The 18662-nt window shown below is 44.0% G+C and carries 15 protein-coding genes, 1 tRNA gene and 1 pseudogene; 7 read left to right on the plus strand and 10 right to left on the minus strand.

Annotated features, from left to right (window positions below):
• The first annotated feature begins 35 nt into the window (after nt 1–35).
• The 6 genes and pseudogenes from nrdF (at nt 36) to GWD08_RS00500 (ending at nt 6369) form a co-directional block, all read left to right on the plus strand.
• Entirely contained in the window at nt 36–1049 is a 1014-nt protein-coding gene (gene nrdF, locus GWD08_RS00475) for a class 1b ribonucleoside-diphosphate reductase subunit beta (RefSeq protein WP_159545994.1), read from the plus strand.
• The gene (nrdI, locus tag GWD08_RS00480; RefSeq protein ID WP_159563876.1) at nt 1030–1461 is read left to right on the plus strand and encodes a class Ib ribonucleoside-diphosphate reductase assembly flavoprotein NrdI; all 432 of its coding nucleotides are present in this window, start codon (nt 1030–1032) and stop codon (nt 1459–1461) included. The genes nrdF and nrdI overlap by 20 nt, the downstream gene beginning before the upstream one ends.
• A complete protein-coding gene (gene nrdE / locus GWD08_RS00485; protein ID WP_159563877.1) occupies nt 1458–3605 on the plus strand; it encodes a class 1b ribonucleoside-diphosphate reductase subunit alpha in 2148 nt (715 codons plus the stop codon). Before nrdI ends, nrdE begins: the two co-directional genes overlap by 4 nt.
• Before the next feature lie 21 nt (nt 3606–3626).
• Nucleotides 3627–4016, plus strand: a complete 390-nt coding sequence (locus tag GWD08_RS00490) for a pyridoxamine 5'-phosphate oxidase family protein (RefSeq protein WP_159545998.1) — start codon at nt 3627–3629, stop codon at nt 4014–4016.
• Nucleotides 4017–4084: 68 nt separating this feature from the next.
• Nucleotides 4085–4342 (plus strand): annotated as a pseudogene (locus tag GWD08_RS00495) (hypothetical protein); the annotation flags it as partial.
• A gap of 131 nt (nt 4343–4473) precedes the next feature.
• The gene (locus GWD08_RS00500; protein ID WP_159563879.1) at nt 4474–6369 is read left to right on the plus strand and encodes a M13 family metallopeptidase; all 1896 of its coding nucleotides are present in this window, start codon (nt 4474–4476) and stop codon (nt 6367–6369) included.
• Between the two features lie 406 nt (nt 6370–6775).
• On the opposite strand, the gene GWD08_RS00505 is transcribed toward GWD08_RS00500, so the two are convergent.
• The 5 genes from GWD08_RS00505 to ahpC form a co-directional block, all read right to left on the minus strand.
• The gene (locus tag GWD08_RS00505; protein ID WP_159563880.1) at nt 6776–8317 is read right to left on the minus strand and encodes a coiled-coil domain-containing protein; all 1542 of its coding nucleotides are present in this window, start codon (nt 8315–8317) and stop codon (nt 6776–6778) included.
• A gap of 529 nt (nt 8318–8846) precedes the next feature.
• A complete protein-coding gene (gene tsf / locus GWD08_RS00510) occupies nt 8847–9887 on the minus strand; it encodes a translation elongation factor Ts (protein WP_159543488.1) in 1041 nt (346 codons plus the stop codon).
• A gap of 136 nt (nt 9888–10023) precedes the next feature.
• On the minus strand, nt 10024–10791 hold the full coding sequence (gene rpsB / locus GWD08_RS00515) for a 30S ribosomal protein S2 (RefSeq protein ID WP_159543486.1): 768 nt from the start codon (nt 10789–10791) through the stop codon (nt 10024–10026).
• Between the two features lie 248 nt (nt 10792–11039).
• Nucleotides 11040–12578 (minus strand): alkyl hydroperoxide reductase subunit F, encoded by a 1539-nt coding sequence (ahpF, locus tag GWD08_RS00520; protein WP_159563881.1) that lies wholly within the window; start codon nt 12576–12578, stop codon nt 11040–11042.
• Between the two features lie 37 nt (nt 12579–12615).
• Nucleotides 12616–13176 carry an alkyl hydroperoxide reductase subunit C gene (ahpC, locus tag GWD08_RS00525; RefSeq protein ID WP_159543482.1) on the minus strand — a complete coding sequence of 187 codons (561 nt, stop codon included), beginning with the start codon at nt 13174–13176 and terminating at the stop codon, nt 12616–12618.
• 553 nt (nt 13177–13729) lie between these two features.
• Between ahpC and GWD08_RS00530 the strand changes: the two genes are divergently transcribed.
• A tRNA-Cys gene (locus GWD08_RS00530) sits at nt 13730–13800 on the plus strand.
• Between the two features lie 827 nt (nt 13801–14627).
• Here GWD08_RS00530 and GWD08_RS00540 read toward each other — a convergent pair.
• The 5 genes from GWD08_RS00540 to GWD08_RS00560 form a co-directional block, all read right to left on the minus strand.
• Complete coding sequence (locus GWD08_RS00540; protein ID WP_159563882.1) at nt 14628–14891, minus strand: hypothetical protein; 264 nt, start codon at nt 14889–14891, stop codon at nt 14628–14630.
• Between the two features lie 425 nt (nt 14892–15316).
• Nucleotides 15317–15916 (minus strand): alpha/beta hydrolase, encoded by a 600-nt coding sequence (locus GWD08_RS00545; RefSeq protein WP_159563883.1) that lies wholly within the window; start codon nt 15914–15916, stop codon nt 15317–15319.
• Between the two features lie 29 nt (nt 15917–15945).
• A complete protein-coding gene (locus GWD08_RS00550) occupies nt 15946–16554 on the minus strand; it encodes a flavin reductase family protein (RefSeq protein WP_159563884.1) in 609 nt (202 codons plus the stop codon).
• A 3-nt stretch (nt 16555–16557) separates the two neighbouring features.
• Complete coding sequence (locus tag GWD08_RS00555; RefSeq protein ID WP_159543476.1) at nt 16558–17451, minus strand: VOC family protein; 894 nt, start codon at nt 17449–17451, stop codon at nt 16558–16560.
• 14 nt (nt 17452–17465) lie between these two features.
• Entirely contained in the window at nt 17466–18437 is a 972-nt protein-coding gene (locus GWD08_RS00560; RefSeq protein ID WP_159563885.1) for a VOC family protein, read from the minus strand.
• Between the last annotated feature and the right edge of the window lie 225 nt (nt 18438–18662).

Consider the following 18662-nt stretch of genomic DNA (forward strand, 5'->3'; position numbering starts at 1 on the left):
TAACGATTAGTAGAAATCATGAAATGGAGTAACTTATGGCCTTAGACTATTATCAGAAGTCACAATCCCCGCTTGCTTATACCCTTGGGGCAGAAAATAGCAGTATGCGTTCTGTCAATTGGAATAAGATTCAAGACGACAAAGACTTGGAAGTGTGGAACAGGGTGACCCAGAACTTCTGGTTACCTGAAAAAATTCCCTTGTCCAATGATTTGACGTCTTGGCAGCAATTGGATGCTAACTGGCAGCAGCTGATAACCCGGACATTTACGGGGCTGACCCTATTAGATACAGTCCAAGCAACTGTGGGAGATATTGCGCAAATCCAGCATGCACAGACAGATCATGAACAGGTGATTTATACGAATTTTGCCTTTATGGTAGCGGTCCACGCGCGCTCTTATGGTAGTATCTTTTCTACCCTGTGTAATAGTCAACAGATCGAAGAAGCGCACGAATGGGTGATCGCAACGCCCAGTCTACAGGCGCGTGCGCAAAAGTTAATTCCTTATTATAAAGGAGACGATCCTTTGAAATCAAAGGTTGCGGCAGCTATGATGCCTGGCTTTTTGCTATATGGTGGCTTTTACCTGCCTTTTTACTTAACAGCGCGAGGCTTTTTACCTAATACGGCAGACGTTATTCGACTGATCCTGCGTGATAAGGTGATTCATAATTATTATAGTGGCTATAAGTACCAACAAAAGGTCAAGCAGCTGTCAGCCGAGCGGCAGGCCGAAATGAAAGCATTTGTCTTTCAATTATTAGACGAATTAATCGAACTTGAAAAGGCCTTCCTGACAGAGTTATATGCTGGCTTTGATCTAGCAGACGAGGCTATCAGCTTTAGCATCTATAATGCTGGTAAGTTTCTGCAAAACTTAGGCTACGATTCTCCCTTCACAGAGGCAGAAACCTATGTTTCGCCAGAAATTTTTGCCCAATTATCAGCTAGAGCAGATGAGACGCATGACTTCTTCTCAGGCAATGGCTCTTCCTATATTATGGGGCATCGGGAGGAAACTGAAGATGACGACTGGGAATTTTGATGTCACGGTTGATTTGGTGGTGTTTTTCTCATCACGGTCCAACAATACCAAACGTTTTGTGGATAAATTGGCCTGCCCTAGCCTGCGGATTCCGATTGATGGGAGTCCTATCCAGGTGAACGAAGAGTATATTTTAATTGTGCCAACCTATGCTGGGGGTAAGGGAGATCTAAAAGGGGCTGTGCCCAAGCAAGTGATTCATTTTCTAAATGACCGCCATAATCGGCAATATTGCCGGGCAGTGATTGGTTCTGGTAATACTAACTTTGGTGATACCTTTGCTTTGGCTGGTAAGATTATAGCCCAAAAGTTGGCTGTGCCCTTGCTGCATCAGTTTGAACTTTTAGGGACAGCGGCCGATGTCAGTCTAGTGAAACATTATTTGAAAAAAAGAGAGAAAGAAACAATATGAAACGAACAAAAGACTATTTAGCCTATAATGCCTTGACGCGTTACAAGGATAATGATGGTCACTATCATTTTGAAGCCGACAAAGAGGCTATTAGCGCCTATCTGGAAGAGGAAATCAAGCCTAATCGCATGGTTTTTGAAAATTTGGAGGCTAAATTGGCTTATCTGCTTCAGCATGATTATTATGAAGCGGAGCTATTAGACCTTTATGATGCAAGATTTGTGCATCAGCTGTTTGAAAAAGCCCATGAGGATGTTGAACCTTTCCAAACCTTTATGGGGGCTCTCAAATTTTACAATAGCTATGCTTTAAAGACGGATGACCATCGTTATTATTTAGAGGATTTTCAAGATCGTGCGGTGATGAATGCCCTCTTTTTGGCTGGAGGCCAAGAAAGCTTAGCTTTATCAATCTTAGAGCATCTGTTAAAAGGGCGTTTTCAACCAGCGACACCAACTTTTTTAAATGCGGGGAAAAAACGACGAGGCGAGTTTGTCTCTTGCTATTTGCTGCGGGTCGAAGACAATATGGAATCCATTTCGCGGGCTATCTCCACTAGCTTGCAGCTTTCTAAACGTGGCGGTGGCGTGGCCTTGGCTTTGACCAATCTGCGTGAGTTTGGCGCGCCTATTAAGAATATCCAAAATCAGGCAACGGGGATTATTCCTGTTATGAAACTTTTGGAGGATTCCTTTTCTTATGCTAATCAGTTGGGCCAAAGGCAAGGAGCTGGCGCGGTGTACTTGCATGCTCACCATCCAGAAGTGTTGACCTTCTTAGATAGTAAGCGCGAAAATGCGGATGAGAAGATCCGGATCAAATCGCTATCGCTAGGCTTGGTGATTCCTGACATTACCTTTGAATTAGCTAAGGCAAACGCCGATATGGCTTTATTTTCTCCTTATGATATTGAGCGCGTTTATGGTAAGCCAATGTCTGATATTTCGATTTCAAAGGAATACGAGCACTTGGTGGCTAACCCCGCGATTAAGAAAACCTACATTAAGGCTCGCCAGCTCTTTCAGATGATTGCCGAGTTACAGTTTGAGTCTGGCTATCCTTATATTCTTTTTGAAGATACGGTTAATGAACGCAATCCCCATCACAAGCAAGGGCGGATTATCATGTCAAACTTATGTACAGAAATCGCTCAATTTAGCACGCCTAGCCGCTATAATGAAGATTTATCTTTTGCAGAAATTGGTCAGGATGTGTGCTGTAACCTGGCTTCGATCAATATTGCTAAGGCAATGGCTGATGGCAAACAGTTTGAAAACCTGATAACAACCAGCATTGAGGCGCTTGATCGTGTATCGCGTTCAACAGATCTTGATTCTGCCCCGTCCATCCAAAAAGGTAATCAGGCCAATCATGCTCTGGGACTTGGTGCGATGAACCTGCATGGCTTTTTGGCGACCAATGCGATCTACTATGATTCTAAAGAAGCTATAGATTTTACAAATTGCTTTTTCTATAGCATGGCTTATTATGCCTTTAAGGCTTCGATGCAATTGGCCAAGAAGGTAGGAGCTTTTGCAACCTTTAGTCAATCTGATTATGCTGATGGTTCCTATTTTGCCAAATACACTGAGGCGAGTGTCACGCCAGAAACTAAGCGTGTTAGCCAGCTGTTAAAAGACTGTGAGTTCACACTACCGACCAAAGAAGACTGGCAAGCTTTGGTGCGAGACATTCAACAGTACGGCCTTGCCAACTCACACTTGCTAGCCATTGCTCCAACAGGCTCAATCAGCTATCTAACATCATGTACGCCAAGCTTGCAACCAGTGGTTTCGCCAGTCGAAGTCAGAAAGGAAGCAAAACTCGGTCGCGTCTATGTGCCTGCTTATCAGCTATCCCAGGACAACTATGATTACTATAAGGATGGGGCCTTTGAATTAGGACCAGAACCGATTATTAATATTGTCTCAACGGCACAAAAACATATTGACCAGGCGATTTCACTGACTCTCTTTATGAATGAGGATGCAAGTACTCGTGATTTAAACCGGGCTTATATCCAGGCCTTCCGGCAAAAATGTGCTTCGATCTATTATGTGCGTGTCCGCCAAGAGGTCTTAGCTGGTAGTGAACACTACGCCGAAGACCAGCAGGTTGAGGAATGTGAATCCTGTATGATTTAATGAGAAAGAGGAGGTAAAAAGATGATAACAGAAGAAATGAAAGCCTTGATTGACCGTGAGTTAGCCATTGTTGCAACAGTGGACCAGGCCGGTAATCCCAATATTGGTCCAAAACGCTCCATGCGCTATTATGATGCCAAGACCTTAATGTTTAATGAAAATACTGGCGGGCAAACCATGGCTAATATTGAGCAGAATGGCAAAATAGAAGTTGCTTTTATTGATCGGCAGGCCTTAAAAGGCTACCGCTTTATGGGCAAGGCTGAAATGCAGACATCTGGCCCACTTTATGAGGAGGCAAAGCTCTGGGCGCAGGGGAAAATGAAGGAACCTAAGGCAGTAGGTATCATCCATATTGAGCGTGTCTTTAATTTGCAGTCAGGGCCTAATGCGGGTAAGGAAATCCTGTAACCCCCTTTTGACGTGGTAGCCAAAAAAGCAAATCGCAGGGCAGGTACTTGGTGGCTGTCTGGCCGGGCCAAAACCTGCCCATCATTGCCCAAGGGGACGACTATCATGCAGCCCTGTGCGACCATGCCCAGCCCTATGCTTTTGAGCGTCGTCTGGCCGGGCAAAAACTACTGGTGCTCAATAACTTCTTTGCTACCGAGATTCGTGTAACCCTGCCTGGCACTTACAGCCAGGGGCAAGTCCTTTTGTCCAATTACGAGGATGTGCTTATCCAGAAAACCATCACCTTACGGCCCTACCAAACTCTGGCCATTTGGCAATATTAAGAACCAGTCCCCCTTTTGACTGTCAAAAGGGGGTTTTTGCTTGCCTAGTCAGGGTAAAACTCTTGTTAAGCGGATGCATTTATCGGAAATTTCTGATAAAATAGAGGCAATTAATGCGAAAAGGAGAAACTATGGTTACTTATAAAGACAATTTCTACCATGCTGTCAATGGGGAATGGGCAAAAACAGCCGTTATTCCCGATGACAAGCCGCGAACAGGTGGTTTTTCAGACCTAGCGGACGCTATTGAGGACCTGATGTTGGAAACAACTGATCAATGGCTAGCTGGTAAAAACCTCCCTACAAATAAAATCCTCACCAATTTCATTGCTCTTCACAAAATGACCTCAGATTATGAGCAGCGTGAGGCGGTCGGTGTCGAGCCAGTGCTGCCTTTGATTGAAGAATACCGCTCTTTGCAATCCTTTGCTGACTTTGCTAAACGCGTGGCTGCCTATGAACTAGCTGCTAAGCCTAATATTTTCCCATTTGGTGTTGCGCCAGACTTCATGAATGCCCAGCTAAACGTCCTATGGGCGCAAGCTCCTAGCATTATTTTGCCAGATACCAGCTACTATGCCAAGGGCAACGAAAAAGGAAAAGAATTATTAGCTGTTTGGCGCAAATCGCAAGAGGATTTATTGCCTAAGTTTGGTTTTTCTAGTGAAGAAATCGCTGAGCTTTTAGATAAAGTCATTGCTTTGGATGCTAAACTAGCCAAATATGTCTTGTCTCGAGAAGAATCAGCCGAATATGCCAAACTCTATCATCCATATGACTGGTCAGACTTTACAGCCCTAGTGCCTGAGTTGCCATTATCTGATATTTTCCAAGAAATCTTGGGGCAACAGCCTGATAAGGTGATTGTTCCTGAGGAGCGTTTTTGGACAGAGTTTGCTAAAGATTATTTTTCTCAAAGCAACTGGGACTTGTTGCAAGCAGAATTGATTCTTGATGCGGCTAATGCCTACAATGCTTACTTGACTGATGAGATTCGTGTCCTATCTGGGGCTTATAGCCGAGCACTCTCTGGCACCCCACAGGCGATGGACAAAAAGAAGGCGGCCTTCTATCTAGCACAAGGTCCCTATAATCAAGCTTTGGGGCTTTGGTATGCGTCACAGAAATTCTCACCTGAGGCTAAGGCCGACGTGGAGCATAAGGTTGCAACGATGATTGAGGTTTATAAGTCACGCTTAGAGACTGCCGATTGGTTAGCGCCAGCTACACGGGAAAAAGCCATTGTCAAGTTGAATGTGATTACCCCTCACATCGGCTATCCGGAAAAATTACCCGAAACCTATGCTAAGAAGGTGATTGATCCAAAACTCAGTTTGGTGGAAAATGTTAATCGTTTGGCCCAAATCTCCGTTGCTTATGAGTGGAGCAAGTGGAATAAGCCGGTAGACCGCAGCGAGTGGCACATGCCAGCGCACATGGTCAATGCCTACTATGATCCACAACAAAATCAGATTGTCTTTCCGGCGGCTATTTTGCAAGCGCCTTTCTATGATTTGCATCAAGGCTCGTCAGCCAACTATGGTGGTATTGGGGCAGTGATTGCCCATGAGATTTCCCACGCTTTTGACACCAATGGGGCTTCTTTTGATGAGCACGGTAGTTTGAACAATTGGTGGACAGATGAGGACTATGCAGCCTTTAAGGAGCGTACGGATAAGGTGGTTGAGCAGTTTGATGGCCTAGATTCTTATGGTGCTAAGGTGAATGGTAAACTAACCGTGTCTGAAAATGTCGCAGACTTAGGTGGTGTGGCTTGTGCTTTGGAGGCTGCTAAGAAAGAAGCAGACTTCAGCGTCCGTGACTTCTTTATTAACTTTGCGAGAATCTGGCGGATGAAGGCGCGTGAAGAGTACATGCAAATGCTAGCAAGTGTTGATGTGCATGCCCCAGCTGAATGGCGGACCAACGTCACCATTACCAACTTTGATGATTTCCATCAGGAATTTGATATTACTGAAGGCGACTTTATGTGGCGGGCACCAAAAGACCGGGTCATTATCTGGTAAGTCTTGGGTATAAGCTAACTAAGAAGCTGGGCAAATTGGAGGCTACTGAAAAAGTAGAACGCCAATAAATTCTAGTAGTAAAGAACGAATGGTAACTATCCTTGGAAGCTTAGGGATGGCTTATCATTCGTTTTTAATAGTTATATTTTTATAACGAAAATAAACGAGTTCATCGGACGACTTTCTGTCCGTAACTTTTTCAGTGGCTGTGGTAAACTGTCCGGCCTTCTTGATTGACATAGGATGGACATGCCGCACATAGCACCCGTTCCCAGCAAGCGAGGACGGATTTCTTGCTGAGATGATTCCTCTGGAATGACCGATGACCAGGGCGGGCGCGGGCGCGTTAAAAGCTAGCTGAATGGACGCAACCGGGTGTCAGACAGCACGCCTTGTGGTGAGAGACCTAGAGATTAGGGCCTTCCTTGGTTGTGTCAATTAGAGCAGCAGTGTTTTGTGTTGCCGTGTGTGGAACCACAGGCGTTGCTGCGTGGTGGGTTTTTGGCGCCGCTGGCTTGCCTTTGCCTGGTTTTTCAGGAGTGTGTGGTGTGCTTGGCTTCACTTCCGGAATAGCAGGAGTTGGAGCCGGCTTGATTTCCGGTTTCTTCGGCGTGCTTGGTTTGTCAGTTTCTGGTACTTGCGGAGCTTGAGGCTTAGTTTCCGGAGTTGGTTGAACCTCTGGTGTGCTTGGTGCTTTTGGTTGGTTCTCAGGGTTCACTTCCGGATCTTTAGGTGTTTCAGGAGCTTTTTCTTGCTCCTGCTGTTTGAGGGTATCAAGCTGACTTTCAAGCGACTTGATTGAAGCATCTTTTTCAGCGATTTTGCTTTGAATATCAGCTAATTGTTTTTCAAGCTTCGCTTTTTCTTCTGCGCTGAGCTCAGTTTGGCTGTTCAGCTTCGCCTCAATGTCAGCTTTTTGAGCTGTTAATTCTGCTACTTTAGCATCAGCCTCAGCTTTTTCAGCAGTCAGTTTATCAAGACTTGCTTGACTTTCATCAACTTTGGCTTGTAGTTGGTTAACTTCAGTTTTCTTAGCTTCTAACTCTGACTGAAGTTTCTCTTTTTCTTCTTTGTTATTTTCTGTAGTTCTATCAAAACGTTGTTGAAGGTCAGTTAAATCTTTTTGTTTACTTTCAAGCTGAGATTGTAAGTTGTTCCTCATTACAGTAGAATTTTTAATTTCTTCATTAAGAGATTCAACCTGTTTTGCACTATCTACTAGAGCTTTTTCATTTTCACTAATTTTATCTACAAGTTTTTGATTAGTTGATCTAGATTGTTCAAGTTTATCAGTAAGATCAGCACTTTTAGCTTGTAGGTTTTGATTTTCTGTCCTTGTTTCAGATAACTGTATATTTAATTTTTCGTACTCTCCTTTAGTTTTTTGAAACTCTTTTTCAACGTTTTGACCAATTTTGCTTATTTTTTTAGTGTCACTAATTAAATCTTCAAACTTTTGGACACGACGTAGAATTTCTCCTGCTAAAAGAAGTCGGAATGGAATTCTGTGTTTAGAACCGTGAGGGTCTGTCAATTCATCTAACCCAAATCCTCTTCTATTGGGATAATCAGTTAAATAACTTAAATTAGATGGTATGTCTCTCCCTGGATATGGATCTTCAATTAGATTTAAAGAAGTTTGATGATTCAAATCTCCAGGACGTAAGCCTTCGTCCCACCAGTCAGTTAACAACTCTTTTAGTTTTTTTGTATCAAAATCTGCTAAAATTTTTCTAATTTTAGAAGTACGCTGTTCACTATCAGCTTCATTGGAAATAACTGCTAATTCTGTTAAAGTTTTATCAAAAGTTTGATCCTCAATAGATTTTTTTACTATGAACGGAGACTGGTTTTCCGCCCTTGCTCCTGTCCCTACCAACACACTCGCCCCCAGCATAAGTGATGCTAACACCGCCTTTTTTGTCCAATTCCAATGGTGCTTTGCCATATTAATATAATCTCCTTTTCATTTCTAAGCTTTTTACGGCAACCACCAGTATATATATATATATATACTTAAGGTCAGGAATTGCCGAGCTTACAAACTTATGATTGTAGCAAGTGGGAGCGCTTAAGCCTTGATATAATAGGCTTTAGGGTCTGTGGGAGTGGGCTGGTTGCTGGGTATTTGGTCGTGTTTTTTTGGTGTGACTGCTAGGATTTATTGCTGCTATTTTTTGTCAAGCTGGCTGGGTGTTTGGTGTGTGATTGTGGACTAAAAGCAATGCCTAGTCTGGCAGGGATTTGTATGCTGTTCTTTGAAGGCTAGGTGCGTGGTTTGGCTGGGTGTGAAGCTGCGCTTTTGCTCTCTGGTTTTGGCGACTGGTCTTTCAATGTTGGCCAGGCTAGTTGCCTTGAGCTGGAGGATACTTGGTCCTAGGCGTGTGGGTTCTTTTCTCTGCTGGTGTTTGGTGTCTGTAGACCGCAAAAAAAGCCAAGCAGCGCATCTGGCTGTTTGGCTTTGGGGTGTTGCAGGATTAGTTGTTAAGTGCGGCTGCCATGGTTGCGGCAACTTCGTTTTCAAAGTCGTTGGCTTTTTTCTCGATACCTTCACCAACTTCGAAGCGGGCAAAGTTGACAGCTTTTGCATTGACAGAGTCAAGGTAAGCTTCAACGGTTTTGCTGTCGTCCATGATGTAGACTTGGGCAAGGAGGGTGTAAGCTTGGTCAACCTTGGTGTTGTCAAGCATAAAGCGGTCCATTTTTCCTGGGATGATTTTGTCCCAGATTTTTTCTGGTTTGCCTTCTGCAGCAAGCTCTGCTTTGATGTCTTCTTGGGCTTGAGCAATGACTTCATCGCTTAATTGTGCTTTTGAGCCATACTTCATAAATGGTAGAGCTGGTTTGTTAACCATCGCACGTGATTCATTGTCAAGTTCGATAGCATGGTTCATTTGTGCTAACTCGTCATGGATGAATTGTGGGTCAAGCTCTGTGTAAGAAAGGACGGTTGGTTTCATTGCTGCGATATGCATTGACACTTGTTTGGCAAGTGCTTCGTCTCCACCTTCGATGACAGAGATTACGCCGATTCGGCCACCGTTGTGTTGGTAAGCACCGAAGTGTTGGGCGTCTGTTTTTTCTAGAAGGGCAAAGCGACGGAAGGAAATTTTCTCACCGATAGTGGCAGTAGCGTTAACGTAGGCTGCGGCAAGTGTTTCACCATTAGGCATGATTAAGGCCATAGCTTCTTCGTTGTTAGCTGGTTTGCCTTGGGCGATGACTTTTGCTGTTTCATTAACGAGGTCAACGAATTGGGCATTTTTAGCAACGAAGTCAGTTTCTGCATTAACTTCCACAATGGCTGCGACATTACCATTAACATAGACACCAGTTAGGCCTTCAGCTGCAACGCGATCTGCTTTTTTGGCAGCTTTTGCCATTCCTTTTTCGCGAAGCAATTCAACGGCTTTGTCCATATCGCCATCGGTTTCAACGAGTGCTTTTTTGGCGTCCATAACGCCGGCACCAGATTTTTCGCGCAATTCTTTGACAAGCTTAGCTGTAATTTCTGCCATGAGTAAATCCTCCAAAAAATAATTAATTTCAGTTTCAAAAAAACGGGACAGAGCGGTTTGCTTGTTTTTCTGCCCCGTGTGACATGTACGAAAGTTAAAGTCCTCTGACCAGTTTTACTGGCAGTTGGCTTGTAGCTTAGTTATTGTCGCCTTCTACAACTTCAACGATTTCTTCAATGTCGCTAGATTGTCCTTCTGCTGCGAAGTCTACATCGGCATCTTCGCCTTGGCGACCTTCGATAACAGCGTCAGCAAGTTTAGAAGTGATGAGTTTAACGGCGCGGATAGCGTCATCGTTAGCCGGAATGATCACATCAATGTCATCTGGATCAGCATTGGTATCAACCATCGCTACAACTGGGATACCTAATTTTTTAGCTTCTTTAACAGCGATTTGTTCTTTATGTGGGTCAACAACGTACATCACATCTGGGATGCGTGGCATGTCTTCGATACCGCCCAAGAATTTTTCAAGGCGAGCACGTTGTTTGTTAAGAAGGGCAACTTCTTTTTTAGGAAGTAGCTCAAATGTTCCGTCTTCTTCCATGCGTTTGATTTCTTTCAAACGAGCGATCCGTTTTTGGATTGTTCCCCAGTTAGTGAGAGTTCCACCCAACCAACGGTGGTTGATGAAGTATTGGCCGGCACGAGTTGCTTCGTCAGCGACTGCTTCAGCAGCTTGTTTTTTGGTACCAACAAACAAGATAACAGCATCATTAGCAGCAGCGTCACGAACGAATTCGTAAGCTTGGTCGGCTAACTTAACCGTTTGTTGTAAGTCGATAACGTGGATGCCGTTACGCTCTGTGAAGATGTATTTAGCCATCTTAGGGTTCCAGCGGCGTGTTTGGTGACCAAAGTGAACACCAGCCTCAAGAAGTTGTTTCATTGAAATTACTGCCATGAGTAAAATCTCCTTTATAAAATGTTTTTTCGCCTCTCCTTAACGTCAACTTGCAGAACTAACCCGCAGGCAACAAGTCTACAATAGGTTTAGGATGAGTATTTGTCGCATAGGCGACTCCTTCATTTTACCAGAAAAATCAGCCGTTCGCAAGCATAATCTTGCTCATGCCAAAAAGGCTGGGACATGTGGTCCACAGTCTTGGGCAATGCTATTGACATATGGTTAGTGCCTGATTGGCGGCCTTTTTAGGTCTGCCTGATTAAATAGTCAAAAGCACCAATGGCAGCAGTTGCACCAGAGCCCATCGCAATGACGATTTGCTTGTAAGGGGCATCGGTACAATCACCCGCTGCAAAGATACCTGGGACATTGGTAGCGCCATACTTGTCAACGCTGATTTCCCCACGCTCATTGCGGGTAATGGCACTGTCTTCTAACCATTTAGTACTTGGCACCAGGCCAATTTGGACAAAGACACCACTCACAGCTAGTTGTTTGTCCTGACCAGAAAGACGGTCGGTATAGGTTAGACCTGTGACATGGCTATCGCCGGTAATGGCCTTGGTTGCGGCATTGGTCACAATGGTCAGATTAGCTGTTTTTGCAGCACGATCTTGTAACACCTGATCCGCCTTGAGTTCAGGTAGGAATTCCAAAACGGTGACCTGACGGCACAGTCCAGCCAAGTCTAGTGCAGCTTCTAAGCCAGAATTCCCGCCGCCAATAACAGCAACGTCCTTGCCTTCAAAGAGGGGACCGTCACAGTGTGGACAGTAGGTAACACCTTTGTTTTTGAATTGGTCTTCGCCAGGGACATTAATGTTACGCCACTTGGCCCCTAGGGCTAAGATTGCGGTTTTTGCCTTGATGAGGCCACCCTTGGCTAGGCTGACTTGAATCTCGTCTTGGACTTTTTCAATATGGCTGGCGCGCTGGCCTTTGATAATCGTCACATCGTAGGATTGTGTGTGAGCTTCGATTTGAGCCATGAGCTTAGGTCCTTCGGTATAAGGGGTGCCAATCATATTTTCAATGCCCACGGTATCCATGACTTGGCCGCCAAATGATTCGGCCAGAAGTCCCACTCTGAGGCCCTTACGGGCCGCATAGATAGCTGAGCTGTTGCCGGCTGGGCCGCCACCAATCACAAGAACGTCAAAGGGAGCTTGGTCTGAGAAATCAGGCGCCGTTTCGGGCTCTGCAATTTTATCTAATAAGTCTTCAAGACTCGCTCTTCCTGAGGTGAACTCTTGGTCATTTAGGTAAACTGCTGGGACAGACATAATCCCTTTTTGTTTGACCTCGTCTTGGTACATCCCTCCTTCGATCATGGTGTGGGAAATAGCGGGGTTTAAGACAGCCATAATATTGAGGGCCTGCACCACATCAGGGCAATTGTGGCAAGACAAGCTGACATAGGTTTCAAAAGCTAGAGGGCCTTTGATAGCCTGGATGCGCTTAGTGGTTGCCTCCTCAATCTTAGGGGCTCGTCCTGAAACCTGGATTAGGGCCAGGACAAATGAGGCAAATTCGTGTCCAAGGGGAACACCGGCAAAGACAATCCCGCTTTCTTGTCCATCTTGGTGGATGGAAAAGCTTGGTACGCGTTTTAGGGTTTCTGGTTGCACGGTGATTTGCTCAGACATGTCCGCAATTTCATTGACAAAGTCCGCAACTTTTTGAGAGTTGCTGTCGTCTGCAGTACAAAGGCCTAGAATGACAGGTTTTTCCATCAGGGACAGATATTGTTGTAGTTGGTCTTTGATATCTGGGGTAAGTGCCATCGCCTTCCTCCTTTGCTAGTATCTAGTATATTGTCTGTTAAATTTTGCCGACAAGATCAAAGCTAGGTGTTAAGGTTTCTTCGCCTTCTTTCCACTTAGCTGGGCAAACTTCACCAGGGTGCTTACGAATGTATTGAGCTGCGCGTACTTTATCAATCAGCGTACTAGCATCGCGGCCAATACCATCCGCATTAATTTCCATCATTTGGATAACCCCATCAGGATCAATGATGAAGGTACCGCGTTGGGCAAGACCATCCTCACCAAGCACATCAAAAGCGCGTGAAATGGCATGAGACGGATCACCAATCATAGGGTAGGTGATCGTACCAACCACATCAGAATCATCGTGCCAAGCCTTGTGGACGAAGTGAGTGTCAGTAGAGACAGAATAAACTTCCACACCAAGTGATTGCAGTGTTTCATACTGTTCTTGTAAGTCCCCTAATTCTGTTGGACAAACAAATGAGAAATCTGCAGGATAGAAGCAAAAAATCGCCCACTGGCCCTTAATATCATCCTGACTAAGAGTGATAAACTTTCCGTTATGAAAGGCATTTGCTGAAAACTCAGCTATTTCTTTTCCGACTAAAGACATAATATATTTCCTCCTTCTTCTAATTTAGTCTGGTATTATCTATTATAGAAAAAGTGGATAAAATTGTCTAACGAAAGCGTTTTAGACAAGGGTGTTCTAGGGAAATGGCTGCGCAAGAGAAGCTAGGACACGTTTGAGTTGCTAGTTTTGAAGCCTGGCCAAACCGCGTGGTTATGGGCAGGAGCCGGATAAGAGCCGCGGTTTTTGCAAGCTAGAGCAGCCAGTGAAATAATTAGCAACCTTAGTGATTCTGCCTATGTGGGATGGCGTAGCAGATGGAGATACAGTGCAGTACAGTAAGAGATCTGCCAGTAAAAGCATAGTTGCAAGAGTAGTGCCCGTGACAGTAGTCGAGATCTTAGTGAAAGCCCCAAAAAACATAGTAAATAGCAGGGCGGGCATAGAAATAGTTTCTTGGAGAGCTTTTGACCAAGCCTCTAAAGCAGCCAAAGACAGAAAAAGTAGCTGGCTGTTTTTGGTTGCTAGAGGGTGTGAGGGCTCGTAAATTAAACTTGACGTTTAAGATGATTTAAGATAAAATGAATGATGTTGCGGCGGTATAGCCAAGTGGTAAGGCACGGCTCTGCAAAAGCTTGATCGTCGGTTCAAATCCGTCTACCGCCTTTTAATACCTGATTTAACAGGAATTAACCTAACGAAAAGCCCTAGAAATAGGGCTTTTTAATTTTCACATTGGGTTAAATTAGGCTAAATATGGTAAAGTTGGTGGGCAAAAAGCGTTCTGAAATAGTCAGAACGCTTTTACTGCTATACTTGATAATTCTTCGTGGATTGCTTTTTGCAATAGCTGACTAAAATTTACCTTGTTTTCTTTTCCGGCTTCCACAAGTCAACTTGGTAGTGTGACAGTCTTATTGACAAATCTCTTAACGTTCATCAATAGTGGTTTTACGTCTTGCCTTTGCCATATAGATCTCCCGTTTAGGACGATAATCCTTAAGTTCTCTACTGGCATTATACATCCTAATCCACTTTTTTAAAAGTCCAGAAGAAATATCATACTAATGACCTAAAACAATAGATGAAGCTTCGCCACTAATACATTTTCTAACAAGCTCTATTTTAAATTTTTTTGAACAGGAACGATTTTTTGTTTTCTTTTTAGATCCTGAAATCCTATATTTCTTATAGATGGCAGCCCAATCTTGAATCGTACTTGTGGAAATATGGAGATAGTTACATATTTCAGCTCTGGAACGATTGCCATTAATATAATTAAGACAAGCTTGCTCTTTCTAGTATGGAGTGAATCTTTCTCTTCTAGACATAAAAATACCTCTTAAGTAGATTTTGGTTATTTACCATGTCTACTTAAGAGGTATCATATCACTCTGAGCGGTTAAACTGCATAAAAAGTTCCTAGAACACAGTAGCTAAAAGTTTTACTTCTGGTCTGAAACGGTTATTTTAACACCTGTTGATTAAGTTTATTACGCGAACCATTTCTTTACGGTTTGCCATATACGGCTAAAGAAGTTGTAAAACCAGTTTGAGCTAGAGTTTGTAGAGGTAGAGTTTTCTTGTGTAGATTGGACTGGAGTCCCTTTTCCGTCATCATAGCACAAACCGACTTTATCATTATCATTAACATAAGTGCAGACCTCAGTTGCAGATACTGTTTGTGGATTACTGGTTACAGCGCTAAGGCTTACTGCTGTTGTGGCAACGATGAATAAAAGTACTTTGTTTCTCATTATAAATCTCCATAAATAATAATGTTATATGAGTATGCTATAGTATACAAAATAAACAAAGTTCAAAATGTAATGAGAAAGTATAATTTTGATTATGCATTGCTAAGGGAAACTATCAAATCTTGGAAAGTTGTGGCTATTGAAAATGTGGCGGATTCCCTAGACTAGAAGAATTAAGAATAATAAAGATGTTAAGTCAATCAAAAATCGGTCAAATTACCGGATATATTTTGGCTCTCAGGTTTCTTTTTTTCCTCTTTGAGTTATCCAAGTGGTAGCAATGGAGCTAAATAATTGTGACAGCATTGGGTTTCGTAATTATCTGTGGCTTCAAAGGCTTGTGTGCTTTAGCAGATATTAGGATGATAATCCCCATTGTTTTGTAGTTTTCTAGGGGCTTGCCTTCTTTTGGCAAGTGTTCATGCTTACTGCTTTTCAAGCCAGACTTTTGCGGCCTCTAGGCTTTCTAGGGTGATTTCGTGTCCTCTAACTTGAAAGCTTGTCACTTGTGCCTGGCGACTGGTGAAAAGATTAAGAACTTCTTGACTGGCGGTTGTGGTGACAATGGGGTCCTGAGTGCCGGTTGAGATGAAGACCATTGTATCGGCCTTAGACTCAGTGAGGGATCGGGTATCAACAGGATACATAGGAGCAAAGAGAATGGCTTTTTTGAGTGGGCTGCGATTGGCTAAGAGCATATTAATTGCAATGTTAGCTCCGTTGGAAAAGCCGACTAAGGTAATCTGCTCCGTTTTAAAGTCATGTTGCTGAGCAAAACTCAGTATAAACTGACGTAACGCCTGGCCACGTTGTTGGAGGTCGGCAAGATCATAGTGGCCATGTGCTAAGCGTTTAAAATAGCGTAGGGCACCATTTTCACTGACTTGACCGCGAATGGCAAGGATACTGGCAGTTGGATCTAGCTGCTTGGCCAGAGGCAAAAGACTGTTTTCATCGCCGCCCGTGCCGTGTAAAAGGACCAAAAGCCGTTGCCTGCTCGAACCTGCTTGATACAAATAGTGCATGATATACTCCTTCTAGAGTCGTTTGAGTTCTAGGGTCGTTTGAGGGTGTGTAATTCACCCAGTTGGGCGTAGTCATTGCCGGCCAGCCGTGATAGGGGGTTCAAGTGTTCATAATTGATATAAGTATCTTGGTAGACGGCTTCATCCAAATGGTAATGACGTATTTTTAAGAGAAGCAAATCAGCAATGACACTTCCTTGCTCATCACGGATGGGCACATGCTGGTAAAGTTCTGTTTCAAAGCGAACACTGGCTTCCTTGACCCCTGGGGTTTTGATGGTGGAAGAGGGAACTAAGGTCATGCCCGTGCGTTTTAGCTCACTATCGTTATAACTTAGGTCTTTCGCACTTTGGTTAACCTGTGCCACGTTGTCCAGTGAAACATTATGGATAACGGCTTCTCTTTGCTTTAGAATATTGCGCGTAGTGTCCTTCATTTGGCCATTTAGACGTTGCACGCTAATGGATAAGATGGCCGGATTATAAGATACAATATTGTAAAAACTAAAGGGGGCGAGGTTGACAATGCCCTCTTGCGACTGAGTGGTCACAAAAGCAATTGGCCTTGGAATAACACTGCCAATTAGGATTTTATACTGGTCTTTGGCACTGACTTGAGTGTGATGTAAAGATAGCATAGATTAACTCCTCAAAGGTTTTAAGTGTTGCAGGATTTCTTGGCGCCGCTCTTCATACATAGCAGGCAGTTGTAAACTTTGGCCAAGTTCTGCAAACGGCTCATCCACAGTCATCCCCGGCCCAGCAGTCGCAAATTCAAAGATTACTTTGCCACTCTCTCGAAGATAGATGGATTTGAAGTATTTCCGGTTGCGAATCGTTGTCACATTGAAGTTTTCGGCTTCTAGGGTCTGTTTATACTCTTTAAGACTGACTTCATCTGCCACGTTCCAAGCAATATGGTGCACGGTGCCAGGGCCAAGGAGGCCACGCTGTTCATTGACCTTAGGTATAATTAATTGATGCTTGAGGGGACCGCGGGTGACAAAGCTGTAATAATCAGCACCTTCGTGCCCTTCGCTTAACTGCATATAGTTCAGTACAAATTGGCGGCTGGCCTGGTAGTCATGCGAGTGAAGATAGGCCCCTTGAAATCCAAGAATGTCTGGACTGTCTTTTTCAATTGTGCTTTCAACTAGGGCCAGATCAACGGCGTGGACATCTTGGAAGAAGAGGGCAGGTTGTTGGGCCCATAATTCTTGGGTATAGGCAACCTGATGCTCAGTGAGAGTTTGTTGCCAATGGGTCAGAGAACCTTTAGGTACCCGAAAACCAATCCGTCCGACCTGCCCACTACCTTTTTTGCCAGCTTTGCTATTTTCCCAGGGGAAGAAGGTGATTAAACTACCAGGATCTAAATCTTGGTTAGCAAAATAAAGGTGATAAGTATAGGGATCGTCAAAGTTAACGGTTTGTTTAACCAGGCGCAGTTTGAGGACCTGGCGGTAGAAATCAAGGTTTTCTTGGACATTGCCGACAATGGCGCTGATATGGTGGATATGTTGGATGGCTTCCATAGTCAAACCTCCTTTTAATGGTGGCGTTTGGTATCAAAGGGCTTGATGCTGTCTTCGATGATTTGGCGTTTTGGCTCTAAAAATGGTGGCAATGAGAGGGTCTCACCAAGGGTTTCGTAAGGCTCGTCAGTGGCAAAGCCCGGGCCATCGGTTGAAAGCTCAATAAGGATATGGCCAACACGAGAATAGAGTGCTTCAAAGTAGAAGCGATCAACAAGGCCAGAGTTCATAATGCCGAGCTGTTGATACTTATCAGCCCAGGCTTGAATAGCCTGACTGTCTGCCACTCGAAAGGAGACATGATGAACTTCACCGTATCCTTGAAGAGCTTGTGGACTACTATCATCATGGCGCAAGATCACTTGGCCGCCGTGGCCGCCGTGGCCGCCTTCGCCGACTTCTAAGAGACTATAGTCGTCGCCTTCTTTGACGGGGTGCATGCCGTAGACTTGCATCAAGTAGAGTTTAAAGTCTGTAAAGTAAGAAACGGTGATTTCGATAGGGCCTAAGCCGTAGATGGCCTTGTCGGTAGGGACAGGTCCGTCTTGCCAAGGTGTGCCCGCTCTGACACCGTGATTGTGCTGGTCGGAGACTAGTTGGTAGCGTTGGCCGTCTTCTTCTTCGAAGGGCAGCGCTTTATGACCAAAGAGATCAATAATGCCATCGTTTTTGACGCCATACGTTTTAAAACGATCCAGATAATAATCTAAAGCTGCATCATCCGGCACGCGCAGGCCAATCCGGGTGATGGCATTTGTGCCACGCTGGCCTTTAGGATTATCTGGGAAATCAAAGAAGGTCAAATCAGTGCCTGCTGTGCCTTTATCATCGGCAAAAAAAGTATGGTAGGTGTGAATGTCGTCTTGATTGACCGTTTTTTTCACGAGGCGCATCCCTAATACTTCTGTAAAGAAATGGTAGTTGCGCACAGCATCGTTTGTCATTGCAGTTACGTGATGGAGTCCTAATAAATCTGAGTTTGTCATAGCTGTTCCTCTTTTTTTGCTCAATCCCAAGGGATTAGAATTCTTATGGTCTTATCTTATCACTAACTAGTAATAATCCAAAATAAATTGCTTGGAAAAAAGAGAATATGAGAAAAACAGACCACTAAAAGAAGCATGACAGCTACATATGGCAAACAAAAAAACGAATGAAACGATGAGCATTATATCCCTCATCACTTTATTCGTTTTTTATTAACCAAATGG

It is taken from the genome of Streptococcus halichoeri, from assembly GCF_009870755.1.
GTDB classification, from domain to species: domain Bacteria; phylum Bacillota; class Bacilli; order Lactobacillales; family Streptococcaceae; genus Streptococcus; species Streptococcus halichoeri.